The sequence below is a fragment of the Homoserinimonas sp. OAct 916 genome (assembly GCF_003260275.1).
Classification (GTDB): domain Bacteria; phylum Actinomycetota; class Actinomycetes; order Actinomycetales; family Microbacteriaceae; genus OACT-916.
Genome location: NZ_QJHB01000004.1, coordinates 100,394 through 113,931 on the forward strand (window position 1 = coordinate 100,394; position 13,538 = coordinate 113,931).

Consider the following 13,538-nt stretch of genomic DNA (forward strand, 5'->3'; position numbering starts at 1 on the left):
CGGCGCCGTACCGGGTTAACGTCGAAGGCCCCGACCGAAGTCGGGGCCTTCACGCTGCGTCACGGTGGAGATGTGACCTTCAGGTCACACCCTCACCGCTTGGCTGGGTTGTTCGATACTCAGTTGTACGTGCCGGGCTTGAAATCCTCGGTGTACGAGTCGAGGTCGACGAACCCGAGGTTCTCCTCGCCGAACGCGCTGTCGCCAGCGAAGATCCGGTTCGGGTAGCGCTCGGCGCGCGCCTCCTCGGTGGCGTTGACGTTCACGTCGCGGTACCGGGGCAAACCGGTTCCGGCCGGGATCAACTTACCGATGATCACGTTCTCCTTGAGGCCCATCAGCGGGTCGGACTTGCCTTCCATCGCCGCCTGGGTGAGCACCCGGGTGGTCTCCTGGAACGACGCGGCACTCAGCCACGACTCGGTCGCAAGCGACGCCTTGGTGATACCCATGACCTCCTGGCGTGCCGAAGCGGTGCGCTTGCCCTCGGTCAGGGTGGCCCGGTTGATGTCGTTGTACTTCAACCGGTCAACCAGCTCGCCGGGCAACAGGTCGGTCTCGCCGTGGTCGACGACGGTGACCTTGCGCAGCATCTGCCGCACAATGACCTCGATGTGCTTGTCGTGGATCGGCACACCCTGTGAGCGGTAGACACCCTGCACTCCACCGACCAGGTGCTTCTGCACAGCACGCACACCCAGAACGCGAAGAACCTCGCTCGGGGCGACGGCGCCGACGTGCAGCTGCTGTCCGGCCTCGACGTGGTCGCCGTCAGCGACCAGAAGCTGAACACGCATCAGCACCGGGTAGATGATCGGCTCATCGCCGTTGTCTGGGGTGAGGATCACCTTACGACCCTTGTCGGAGTCGTCGATGGTGATCCGTCCAGCGGCATCGGCGATGGGAGACGCACCCTTGGGGGTACGCGCCTCGAACAGCTCCTGCACGCGCGGCAGACCCTGGGTGATGTCATCAGCAGATGCCGAACCACCGGTGTGGAAGGTACGCATCGTCAGCTGCGTTCCGGGCTCACCGATCGACTGGGCCGCAATGATGCCGACCGCTTCACCGATGTCGACCAGCTTGCCGGTCGCGAGCGAGCGGCCGTAGCAGACTGCACACACACCCACGGCCGACTCACAGGTCAGCACTGAACGCACCTTGATGTTCAACACCCGGGCGGTGACCAGGTTCTTGATGAGCACGTCGCCCACATCGTCGCCGGCAGCACCGACGACGTTGCCCTTCTCGTCGACCGCGTCAGCGGCGAGAGTGCGCGCGTACACCGAGTTCTCGACGTTGGGGTCGGGAATCACCGTGCCGGTCGCATCGACGCTCGCGATGACCGTGTCAAGCCCCTTGGTGGTGCCACAGTCGCCCTCGCGAATGATGACATCCTGCGAAACGTCGACCAGACGACGGGTCAGGTAACCCGAGTCAGCGGTACGAAGCGCCGTGTCGGCCAGACCCTTGCGGGCACCGTGCGTGGCGATGAAGTACTCGGCCACCGACAGCCCCTCGCGGTACGAGGAGATGATCGGACGCGGGATGATCTCACCCTTCGGCGAGTTCACCAGCCCACGCATACCGGCGATGTTGCGCACCTGCAGCCAGTTACCACGAGCCCCACTCGTCACCATGCGGTTGATCGAGTTGTTCTCGGGGAAGTTCGCCTGCATGGCCTCCGCGACCTCGGTGGTCGCCTCGGTCCAGATCTTGATCAGATCTGCGCGGCGCTCCTGGTCGGTGGTCAGACCCTTGTCGAACTCGGCCTGAACCTTCGCGGCCTTCTTCTCGTAGCCGGCGACGATCTGCTTCTTCTTCGGCGGGGTCAGGATGTCGCTGAGCGCCACCGTCACACCGGAGCGGGTCGCCCAGTGGAAACCGGCGTCCTTGATCCGGTCGAGGGTCGCAGCGACCTCCACCTTCGGGTAGCGCTCGGCGAGGTCGTTGACGATCTCCGAGATCTGGCCCTTGTCGGCGACAGCCTCCACGTAGGGGTAGTCAGCGGGCAGCGCCTCGTTGAACAGGGCGCGGCCGAGCGTGGTCTCCTTCAGCAGTCGTCCACCCTCGTAGCCCTCAGGCGCCTGGCCTGCGGCGAACACCACGTCGTCGAGACGGATGCGAACCTTGGCGTTCAGGTCGAGCGATTTCTGGTCGAACGCGAGAATCGCCTCGGCCACCGAGGAGAATGCGCGGCCTTCGCCGGTGACACCCTCCTTCAGCGTGGTGAGGTGGTGCAGACCGATGATCATGTCCTGGGTGGGCAGGGTCACCGGGCGGCCGTCAGACGGCTTCAGGATGTTGTTCGATGCGAGCATCAGGATGCGCGCCTCGGCCTGGGCCTCGACCGACAGCGGCAGGTGAACTGCCATCTGGTCACCGTCGAAGTCGGCGTTGAACGCAGCACAGACCAACGGGTGCAGCTGGATGGCCTTACCCTCGACCAGTTGCGGCTCGAACGCCTGGATGCCCAGACGGTGCAGCGTGGGTGCGCGGTTCAACAGAACCGGGCGCTCGCGGATGATCTCCTCGAGCACATCCCACACCTGCGGGCTCGAACGCTCGACCATGCGCTTCGCGGCCTTGATGTTCTGGGCGTGGCTCAGGTCGATGAGGCGCTTGATCACGAACGGCTTGAACAGCTCCAGGGCCATCTGCTTGGGCAGACCACACTGGTGCAGCTTCAGCTGCGGACCAACGACGATGACCGAACGGCCCGAGTAGTCCACGCGCTTTCCGAGCAGGTTCTGGCGGAACCGGCCCTGCTTGCCCTTCAGCATGTCGCTCAGTGACTTCAGCGCGCGGTTGCCGGTGCCCGTGACGGGGCGGCCGCGGCGGCCGTTGTCGAACAGTGCGTCGACGGCCTCCTGCAGCATCCGCTTCTCATTGTTGACAATGATCTCGGGGGCGCCCAGGTCGATCAGGCGGCGCAGACGGTTGTTGCGGTTGATCACGCGGCGGTACAGGTCGTTCAGGTCGGATGTCGCGAACCGGCCACCGTCGAGCTGCACCATCGGGCGCAGTTCGGGCGGGATCACCGGAACGACGTCGAGCACCATTGCGGCCGGCGAGTTGCCGGTCTGCAGGAACGAGTTGACCACGCGCAGACGCTTGATCGCACGGATCTTCTTCTGGCCCTTGCCCTCGGCGATCTGCACGTGCAGGTCGTCGGACTCCTCGCGCAGGTCGAAGGCCTCGAGGCGACGCTTGATCGCCTCGGCGCCCATGAACGCCTCGAAGTAGTTGCCGTAGCGGTCGACCAGCTCGTTGAAGATGGCGTCTTCGGGCTTGAGGTCACCCACCTTGAGGGTGCGGAACTCGTCCCAGACGTGCTCGAGACGGTTGATGTCCTCGTCGTAGGACTTGCGTACCTGGTTCATCTCCTTCTCGGCGGCGTCCTTGGTGCGACGCTTCTGGTCGGCCTTGGCGCCTTCGGCCTCCAGTGCGGCGAGGTCGGCCTCGAGCTTCTCCATGCGCTTGGCAACGGCGGCGTCACGCTGGTCTCCGAGGGTCTTCAGCTCGAGCCGCAGCTCGTTCTCCAGGCCCGGGATGTCGTCGTGGCGGCCCTCTTCATCGATCTCGATGACCATGTAGGCGGCGAAGTAGATGACCTTCTCCAGGTCTTTCGGCGCCATGTCGAGCAGGTAGCCGAGCCTCGAGGGCACACCCTTGAAGTACCAGATGTGCGTGACCGGGGCGGCCAATTCGATGTGACCCATGCGCTCACGACGCACCGAGGACTTGGTGACCTCGACGCCGCAACGCTCACAGACGATGCCCTTGAAGCGCACGCGCTTGTACTTGCCACAGGAGCATTCCCAGTCCCGGGAGGGCCCGAAGATCTGCTCACCGAAGAGGCCGTCCTTCTCTGGCTTCAGGGTGCGGTAGTTGATGGTCTCGGGCTTCTTGACCTCACCGTGTGACCAGCGACGAATGTCGTCGGCGGTCGCGAGACCGATGCGCAGCTCGTCAAAAGTTGTTACGTCGAGCAATTTTCCTTCTCTCTTGGAAGTCTCTGAAATCGTCACGGTGTCTCCTAGATCTCGTCGATCGACGCGGATTCGAAGCGGGTTGAGATGTTGATGCCGAGCTCTTCGGCTGCACGGAAGACTGCGTCATCCGTGTCGCGCAGGCTGAGCGCGGTGCCGTCGGATGAGAGCACCTCCACATTCAGGCAGAGCGACTGCATCTCTTTGATGAGCACCTTGAAGGACTCGGGGATACCCGGCTCCTGGATGTTCTCACCCTTCACGATGGCCTCGTACACCTTCACGCGGCCGAGGATGTCGTCACTCTTGATCGTGAGCAGCTCCTGCAGTGCGTAGGCGGCGCCATAGGCTTCGAGCGCCCAGACCTCCATCTCACCGAACCGCTGGCCACCGAACTGTGCTTTACCACCGAGCGGCTGCTGCGTGATCATCGAGTAGGGGCCCGTCGAACGCGCGTGGATCTTGTCGTCGACCAGGTGGTGCAGCTTCAAGATGTACATGTAACCAACCGAGACAGGCTCGGGGAACGGCTCGCCGGAGCGACCATCGAACAGCATGGTCTTACCGGTGGAGTCGATCAGGCGGTCACCGTCACGGGTGAGCGTGGTCGAGTCGAGCAGTCCTGCGATCTCTTCCTCGCTGGCACCGTCGAACACCGGGGTGGCGACCTTCGTGCCCGGGGCAGCCTGGTGGGCTTCCTTCGGCAGGCGGCCTGCCCACTTCGGCTTGCCGCTGACTTCCCAGCCCTGCTTGGCGATCCAACCGAGGTGAGTCTCCAGCACCTGGCCGAAGTTCATGCGGCCGGGGATACCGAGCGGGTTCAGGATGATGTCGACCGGGGTTCCGTCGGCCAGGAACGGCATGTCCTCGACCGGCAGAATCTTGGAGATGACGCCCTTGTTGCCGTGACGACCGGCCAGCTTGTCGCCCTCGGTGATCTTGCGCTTCTGCGCAATGTAGACGACCACACGCTGGTTGACGCCCGAGCCGAGCTCGTCGTCACCCTCGTCTGAATCGAACACCTTGACGGCAATGATGGTGCCCTGCTCGCCGTGGGGAACCTTGAGGCTCGTGTCACGAACCTCGCGGCTCTTCTCGTTGAAGATGGCGCGCAGCAGGCGCTCCTCCGCGCTCAGCTCGGTCTCGCCCTTCGGCGTGACCTTGCCGACGAGGATGTCACCGGGGCGAACCTCGGCGCCGATGCGGATGATGCCCCGCTCGTCGAGGTCGCCCATCTGGTCGGGGTTCACGTTCGGCAGGTCGCGGGTGATCTCTTCCTTGCCCAGCTTGGTGTCGCGGGCATCCACTTCATACTCTTCGATGTGAATGCTCGACAGCACGTCGTCCTTGACCAGGTTCTGGCTGAGGATGATCGCGTCTTCGAAGTTGTGACCCTCCCACGGCATGAACGCGACCAGCAGGTTCTTGCCCAGTGCGAGTTCACCGTTGTCGGTGGCGGGGCCGTCGGCGATGACCTCGCCGGCCTCGATGCGGTCGCCCGCATTCACGATGACGCGGTGGTTGTAGCTGGTGCCCTGGTTGGAGCGGTTGAACTTGCGCAGGTAGTAGTCCTGCGTGCCGCCCTCGTCGAGCTGGATGGTGACGACCTCGGCCGACACCTCCATGACCACACCGGCCTTCTCGGCGCAGAGCACGTCGCCCGCGTCGATCGCGGCGTAGCCCTCCATACCGGTTCCGACCAGCGGGCTGTCGCTGCGCAGCAGCGGAACAGCCTGACGCTGCATGTTCGCACCCATCAGGGCGCGGTTCGCGTCATCGTGCTCGAGGAACGGGATGAGGCTGGTCGCCACCGACACCATCTGGCGCGGCGAGACGTCCATGTACTGAACCTCGTCCTTCGGGAACAGCTCCACCTCACTGCCGGCGAGGCGCACCAGCACGGTGTCCTCGACGAAGGTGCTGTCGGCCGACAGCGGCGCGTTGGCCTGCGCGATGACGTACTCGTCCTCCTCGCTGGCGGTCAGGTAGTCGATGACGTCGGAGACGACGCCATCCTTCACCCGGCGGTACGGGGTCTCGATGAATCCGAACGAGTTGATGCGTGCGAACGAGGCGAGCGAACCGATCAGGCCGATGTTCGGGCCTTCCGGGGTCTCGATCGGGCACATGCGGCCGTAGTGGCTGGGGTGCACGTCGCGCACCTCGACGCCGGCACGCTCACGGGAGAGCCCACCGGGGCCGAGCGCCGACAGGCGGCGCTTGTGGGTGAGGCCCGCGAGCGGGTTGTTCTGGTCCATGAACTGCGACAGCTGTGAGGTGCCGAAGAACTCCTTGATCGCGGCGACGACGGGGCGCACGTTGATCAGGGTCTGCGGGGTGATCGCTTCGATGTCCTGCGTGGTCATCCGCTCACGAACGACGCGCTCCATGCGGCTGAGGCCGGTGCGCACCTGGTTCTGGATGAGCTCGCCGACCGCGCGGATGCGGCGGTTGCCGAAGTGGTCGATGTCGTCAATGCCGAGCGGCAGCGCGATCTTCTTGCCGTCGCGAACACCGGGCATGGTGGTGTCTCCGGCGTGCAGGGCGGCCAGGTACTTGATGGTCGCGAGCACGTCCTTGACGGTGAGCACGGAGTCACTGAGGGGCGCGTCGATGCCGAGCTTGCGGTTGATCTTGTAGCGACCGACCTTGGCCAGGTCGTAGCGCTTGTGGTTGAAGTAGAAGTTGTCCAGCAGGTTGCGGGCAGCCTCAGCGGCCACCTGCTCGCCCGGGCGCAGCTTGCGATAGATGTCGCGCAGCGCGTCCTCCTGGCTGAGGATGGCGTCCTTCTCGAGCGTGAGGGCGATCGAGTCGACGCCCTTGAACTCTTCGAGGATCTCTTCGCTCGTGAGGCCGAGAGCCTTCATGAACACGGTGACCGACTGCTTGCGCTTGCGGTCGATACGCACGCCGACCTGGTCGCGCTTATCGATCTCGAACTCGAGCCAGGCGCCGCGGCTCGGGATGATGCGCGCGGTGAACAGGTCTTTGTCACTGGTCTTGTCCGCGACGCGGTCGAAGTAGACGCCGGGGCTTCGCACCAGCTGGGAGACGACGACACGCTCGGTGCCGTTGATGATGAAGGTGCCCTTCTCGGTCATCAGCGGGAAGTCGCCCATGAACACGGTCTGGGTCTTGATCTCACCCGTCAGGTGGTTCATGAACTCGGCCTCGACGTAGAGCGGGGCGGCGTACGTCTTGCCGCGCTCCTTGCACTCGTCGATGGAGTACTTCTCCGGCTCGAGGTAGGGGTTGGTGAACGAGAGCTGCATGGTTTCCTGCAGGTCTTCGATCGGCGAGATCTCTTCGAAGATCTCTTCAAGACCGCTGTTGCTCGCGAGATCCTTGCGGCCGGCCTTCTTACCGTCGGCGGCGCGCTGGGCCCACGCCTCGTTACCGACAAGCCAATCGAAGCTCTCGGTCTGCAATGCCAGCAGATCGGGAACTTCGAGGTTGTCTGTGATCTTCGCGAACGAGAGACGCTGAGCGCCGCGGCCGTTCTTGAGTGTGTTCTGGGTGGATGCGTTGCGCGCAACAGCCAAGGAAATAACCTCCGCGGGCCCCGACGGGCCCATTACTGGTCGGTGTGATGGGTGTGATCATGAAAGTGGTACAGATCCTTGAAGGATCGACCGCACTGCCCAATTCCCGCGCGTGCACGTCGAACTGCACTTCTTTTCTGCTGGTCAGCCACCGTTCAGGCAACACGAAAAGCTCGAAGTACAATCTCCAGGGCACGCACAAGCCGACCGCAATATGAAGGCACACAAAGTTTTGGGGAGCGCAAAGAACTACTATATGCCTCACAGGGCGCGCCTGTCCACCCCCAATCTTGACCAAGGGTGTTTTCTCAGGTATAACCTCGCGTGCCACTGTGCACGTGGGCTCCATTCTCTCACGTAGATCCCTCTCACGTAGATCCCTCTTCACAAGTGCCCCCTCTCATAAATCTCCAAATCCTTGGCGAGGGGTCACGATCGGCGCCACGAGCAGCCTTTCCGGCTGCGCCAGACGCATATCGTGACCCCTCAACAATGGGCCAAGGTGGCGTGTGGATAACTTCTGCGTGCGAGACGGGAAACTGGGCATCCTGTGCTGTATGGGAAAGCGCGTTCACCTGCCCGACCACTTGTCATCGGCACCATTTCTGCTGAGCGAGGGAATGGCATCCGGTCTGACCGTGGGCCGCATGCGCGGCGGTGATCTGAGCCGCCCTTATTCAGGGGTGCGGGTACCCCAACCCGGCCCGACGCCTCTCACGTTGCGACAACTCGCATTCACCCAACAGTTGCGGATGCCCGAGACGTGGTTCTTCAGTCATGTGACGGCGGCCGCGCTCTGGGGCGCGCCGCTGCCGGCGCACCACGAACGGTCGTCGATGCTGCATGTGGCGAGCCGGGCACCCGTGCGAGCACCGCGAAGCACGGGAGTGCGCGGTCACAAATTGCACGTGGATGACGGCGATGTGCACAGCGTGGATGGGTTGAGGGTAACCGGCCCAGAGCGCACGTGGCTCGACCTCGGCACCGTGCTGGCTCTGCCCGATCTGGTTGCCGTGGGTGACTTCCTGATTCGGCGGCGGCAGCCGTTGACGAGCCGAACCACGCTCGAGACCGCTCTCGGCAGATACCGAACCCGCCGCGGTGTTTCGAACCTGCGCGTCGCGATCGAGCTGCTCGACCCGAACTCGGAGTCTCGCAAGGAGACCCAACTGCGCGTGATCGCGGTGACCGGGGGAATCGACGGGATCCCCGCCAATCTCGCCATCACTACACGCAGCGGTTCTCGCTATCGTGCCGATCTCGCAATTCCGGGCTCCCGGGTGATCCTGGAATACCAGAGCGATTATCACGCCGAGCTCGATCAAGTGCGGCGCGATATGACCCGGCGGTCCAGACTCGAGGCCGATGGCTGGTTCGTGATGTACATCAATGCGGACGACCTGCGAGACCCGGTGGAGCTGGTGCAACGCATCCGAACCGTGGCTGCCTCACGCCAACGGCGCTGAGGGGTCACGATCGACACCAGAACACGCCAAAACGGTCGGATTCAATGCGGATCTTGACCCCTCAGCGCACCGTGGTCGGGGCGGGAGCAGTAGGGTCTAAGGGTGGTGGAGCATCCGAGTGTCGTGTTGGGAGTCAGCGGGTATACCGCGACCATTGTGCCCGACCGGCACGCCCCGGGACAGTACACGCTCGACGTGGACGGCACGCCGCAGTCGCACGTGGACCTGCAGCACCCGAAACATCTTCTATTCGAGTATGTGCGTCGGATCGGCTACGGCATCGACCTGCTGGCACCGGCCGGCGAGGCGATCACCGCGGTGCACCTGGGCGCCGGCGCGATGACGCTGCCGCGCTATGTGCACGCGACCCGCCCCGGCTCCCGGCAACAGGTGATCGAGCTCGAACCCGCGCTGGTCGACCTGGTGCGCGCCGAGCTTCCGCTGCCGCGCGGGGCGCAGATCCGGGTGCGCAACGGCGACGCCCGCGAGGTGCTCGGCAAGCTCCCGGGCGGGCTGGTGGGTGTGGTCGACCTGCTCGTGGTCGACATCTTCTCGGGCGCGCGCACCCCGGCACACGTGACCAGCCAGGAGTTCTACCGGGAGGCGGCCTCGTTCCTGGCGCCCGAAGGCATCCTCGCCGTGAACGTGGCGGATGGCGCCGGCCTCGTGTTCGCGCGCGGCCAGGCCGCCACACTCGCGTCGGTGTTGCCACACGTTGCCGCGGTCACCGACACCCAGATGCTCAAGGCCCGCCGTTTCGGCAACGTGGTCATGTTCGCGTCGCGGGCGCCACTCCCGTTCGAGCGGCTGCCACGCCTGCTCGCCAGTGACCCCGCCCCGGCGAAGCTGGTGGCCGGGCACGAGCTCACCCACTTCATCGGACACGCCCTGGTCGCCACCGATGCCACCAGCACGGGCTCCCCTCCCCCGGCCCGCAGCATCTTTCAGACCTCGACCCGCCGCAGCTGACCGCGCGGGCTCGTGGTGCGCCTGACGGCGGCGTTGCTGCTTTGCTGCTCGGCTGACGAAACTCGACCCGGGCCAGCAGTGAAATGTGGGCGGGGTTCGTTGACGATTCCGCTGGCCGGCACCTGCTTGCGTCCAGTGCGGGAATGGGCAGATAGACCCACACACGCGTCGTCCGACCTCTCTGCGGCAGAGATGCCGTCGGGAGCGGAGCTCGCGGCAGCGACGACCCTCCCCCACCAGCGCAGGTGCGCTGCTGACCACAGGGCGTGCTCACGCCTGGAGGGCACCCGGCCAACGCCCGGCTCAGCGGCCCGGTGCCGTCAGCGCACGCCCTTGACACGGTAGACGAGCACTCCCCCGACCACCGACAGCGCAGCCGACAACAGGTAGAGGCCGGTGTACCCGCCGAAGGTGGCCACCATGAACGCGGCCACGATCGGCGCCAGTACGTTCGGCAATGCGATCGCGAGGTTGATGATTCCGAGGTGCTTGCCGTTGTTCGACGCGGTGGGCAGCACCTGGGAGACCAGCGCAAAATCGACCGACGTGAACACCCCGGTGCCGAGCCCCAGAATGACCGCGGCAACCACCGCGGTCGTGAAGTTCGGTGCATACGCCATCAACACCGTGGCGGTCGAGATGAAGATGGCGGATGCCGCCACGAACACCCGGCGCCGCCCCAGCCTGTCGGAGACCATACCTGAAACGACCACCGTGCCGAACACGCTCAACGCGTACACGGCGGTGAGGATGAGCACCCCGTCGCTGACCCGCAACCCGCCGCCGGAGGAGGCAGCATCATCGCGCACCAGCCCGATCGCATCCTGCAGGAAGTAATAGAGATAGAACAGCGCGGTCGCACTGCTCAGGGTGACCAGGAATCGGGTCAGCCAGGCCCAGCCGAAGTCGGGATGGCGCCGCACATCCACCCAGTAGATATCGAGTACCGTGCGCAGACGGAGTGGTTGCCGCGCAGCCAGGACGGCCTTCGGCAACGGCGTCTCCCAGCGCGCGAGCAGGAACGGCAGGATGGCAAAGACGCAGCCGGCGGCACAGAGCAGGTAGCCCATGGTGATGCCGGCAGGGCCCGCCCAGATCGCCGTGGCGATGGTTCCGATCGCAGTGCCTGCCACGACGGCGAACGTGTAGGCGAAGCCGTACCAGCCGGAGACCAGCCCGCGTTGCGCGACCGGAACGTGATCGGGAACGCTGGCCGACAGCGGCGTGATCACCGCGTTGATCGCGGCCTGTACGGCGATCCACCCGATCAGCAGGGCCGGCAGCGACTGCGAGAACCCGGCGGCGACCATGCCCGTTGCGATGACCGCGAGGCCACCAGCCATCCACGGGGTGCGGCGGCCGAACCGGGACGTGGTGCGGTCGGAGAGCGCTCCCCAGAGTGGCGTGGAGACCAACGCGAACAGCCCGGCGATGAACCCGATCACCGCGAGGTTTGCCTCTTTGCTCTCACTGAAGACGCCCCACGGCACACCCGCGGTGAGCCGCTCCACCTGGGGTGACATCAATACCTGCCCGGGGCCGGCCCAGACGATGTTGATACCGATGTAGGCAAGGGTGAACCGGGTGATCCAGCCGTGGGATGCGCGCGTGACCGGCTCTGGAACAGATGCCCCGGTGAGCACGGACTCCGGCGTCCTCCCCCCGGCCGACGTGCCCGCGCCGACGCGAGCGTCAGCCGCCTGGGCGAGCACCGCGCCGTCGGCCTGACCGGCCGCCGGACCGGTGGCCGGACCGGTGGCCTGACCGGCGGCCGAGTCGGCGGCCTGGCCGACCGCCGGACGAGTTTCCGCGCAGGTCGGCGCATCCACCTCCGCACCGGTGGCCGATCCGCCCGCTTCGATCATTTATTGGCCTGGATGACCTGTTGATACCAGTAGTAGGAGTCCTTGGGGGTGCGCTTCTGGGTCTCGTAATCGATGTGGATGAGCCCGAACCGCTGCGAGAACCCGGCGGCCCATTCGAAGTTGTCCATGAGCGACCAGTGGAAGTAGCCACGCACGTCCACACCCGCCTCAATCGCATCGGCGACCGCGTTCAGGTGCGACTCGGTGTATTCGATGCGGCGGTTGTCGTGCACCTTGCCCTCGGCATCTGGCCCGAGGTTGATGGCCGCGCCGTTCTCGGTGATGTAGATCGGGGGCAGGGCGTCTGAATAGCGCTCCTTGAATGAGACCAGCAGTTCGGTGAACGCCTTCGGGATGACCGGCCAGCCGAAGTCGGTCATCGGATAGCCCTCGATGTCGTGCAGTGAGAACGGCAGGCTGTCGTCGAGTTCGACCCCGTCGACCGTACCCACGCCGCCCGAGCCCGGCGCACCGACCAGGGTGGGGTTGTAGTAGTTGATTCCGTAGAAGTCGATCGGCGCGGAGATCTCCGCCATGTCGTCGTGCACGCTCTCCGGCAGCAGCGGCGCGATCTCGGCCGGGTAGGCGCCCTTCAGGATCGGGTCGGCGAAGATCCAGTTCGCGATGTTGTCGTAGAGACCGGCCGCCTCGCGGTCTTCGTCCTTGTCACTGAGCGGCCAGGTGGGGGTGTGGTTGTTCGCAATTCCGATGTTCGTCGCGCCGGTGTCGCGCAGCGCGGCAACCCCGCGGCCGTGCGCCAGCAGCAGGTTGTGCGCGGCAGGCAGGGCGCCGAACCCGAGTTGTTCACCCGGCGCCTGGATGCCGGCACCGTAGCCGAGCATGGTCAGCACCACGGGTTCGTTGATGGTGATCCACTGGTTGATGCGGTCGCTGAAATGAGTACCCATGATGTGCGCATAGTCGGCGAACCGCGATGCCGTGTCGCGGTTCAGCCAGCCACCGGCCTCCTCCAGCACCAGCGGAGTGTCCCAGTGGAACAGCGTCGGGGTGGGCGCGATGCCTGCCCCGAGCAGGCCGTCGACCACGCGGTCGTAGAAGTCGAGGCCGGCGGGGTTGACCTTGCCGCGGCCGGTGGGCTGGATGCGCGACCAGGCGAACGAGAACCGGTAGGCGTCAAGGCCCAGCTGGCGCATCAGCTCGATGTCCTCTGGATAGCGGTGGTAGTGGTCGCAGGCCACATCGCCGGTGGCGCCCCCGACCACCCGCCCGGGTTCTGCACAGAAGGCATCCCAGGACGTGAGCCCACGCCCACCCTCGTTGACGGCACCCTCGATCTGGTACGACGCGGTCGACACACCCCAGACAAACGATTTCGGAAGCGTGGGAAAAGCAGAAGACATGGTCGTCCTTTCGCGCGTCATTGCGTGTGGGCGTCGCGCCGTGAGTTGAAGATGAGGCTATCGCTGAAGCAACTGGGTCAGTTGCCCCAGTGCGACTCTACTGCTGCCATGATGGCAATGGAAGCATAGCGAGAACTGGACGAAGGAGCCGGATGCGCGCCCCGCGCCGCCCGCAGGCACACTCCACGAACCGAACTCTTCCCACATCCCGCCGCGGGGTGGAACAGCCGGAATCGCTTTCGTCGTCACCAGTTCAACGAGACGGACGTGGATTCTGTGAGCGATGCCAGGGGCGAGCGGATGATGCGCGTCGTGGCCGACAGCACACACCGGATTGAGATCA

The 13,538-nt window shown here is 65.0% G+C and carries 6 protein-coding genes; 2 read left to right on the forward strand and 4 right to left on the reverse strand.

Features of this window, described 5'->3' with window-relative positions:
• Positions 1-119: 119 nt before the first annotated feature.
• A complete protein-coding gene (locus DL891_RS05690; protein ID WP_111719466.1) occupies positions 120-3,995 on the reverse strand; it encodes a DNA-directed RNA polymerase subunit beta' in 3,876 nt (1,291 codons plus the stop codon).
• Between the two features lie 44 nt (positions 3,996-4,039).
• Positions 4,040-7,534 (reverse strand): DNA-directed RNA polymerase subunit beta, encoded by a 3,495-nt coding sequence (gene rpoB, locus DL891_RS05695; RefSeq protein WP_111719642.1) that lies wholly within the window; start codon positions 7,532-7,534, stop codon positions 4,040-4,042.
• Between the two features lie 557 nt (positions 7,535-8,091).
• Between rpoB and DL891_RS05700 the strand changes: the two genes are divergently transcribed.
• Positions 8,092-9,000 (forward strand): hypothetical protein, encoded by a 909-nt coding sequence (locus DL891_RS05700; RefSeq protein ID WP_111719467.1) that lies wholly within the window; start codon positions 8,092-8,094, stop codon positions 8,998-9,000.
• A gap of 102 nt (positions 9,001-9,102) precedes the next feature.
• Positions 9,103-9,969, forward strand: a complete 867-nt coding sequence (locus DL891_RS05705) for a spermidine synthase (protein ID WP_111719468.1) — start codon at positions 9,103-9,105, stop codon at positions 9,967-9,969.
• A 320-nt stretch (positions 9,970-10,289) separates the two neighbouring features.
• On the opposite strand, the gene DL891_RS05710 is transcribed toward DL891_RS05705, so the two are convergent.
• Both DL891_RS05710 and DL891_RS05715 read right to left on the reverse strand, forming a co-directional pair.
• The gene (locus tag DL891_RS05710) at positions 10,290-11,834 is read right to left on the reverse strand and encodes an MFS transporter (protein WP_111719469.1); all 1,545 of its coding nucleotides are present in this window, start codon (positions 11,832-11,834) and stop codon (positions 10,290-10,292) included.
• Positions 11,831-13,195, reverse strand: coding sequence for a GH1 family beta-glucosidase (locus DL891_RS05715; protein ID WP_232819025.1), 1,365 nt, complete (start codon positions 13,193-13,195; stop codon positions 11,831-11,833). Before DL891_RS05715 ends, DL891_RS05710 begins: the two co-directional genes overlap by 4 nt.
• Positions 13,196-13,538 lie beyond the last annotated feature (343 nt).

Bases quoted from the DNA above. Each gene is read 5' to 3' on its own strand.
- DL891_RS05700 (WP_111719467.1), top strand. From the start codon at position 8,092: ATGGGAAAGCGCGTTCACCTGCCCGACCACTTGTCATCGGCACCATTT.
- DL891_RS05710 (WP_111719469.1), bottom strand. From the start codon at position 11,834: ATGATCGAAGCGGGCGGATCGGCCACCGGTGCGGAGGTGGATGCGCCG.
- DL891_RS05715 (WP_232819025.1), bottom strand. From the start codon at position 13,195: ATGTCTTCTGCTTTTCCCACGCTTCCGAAATCGTTTGTCTGGGGTGTG.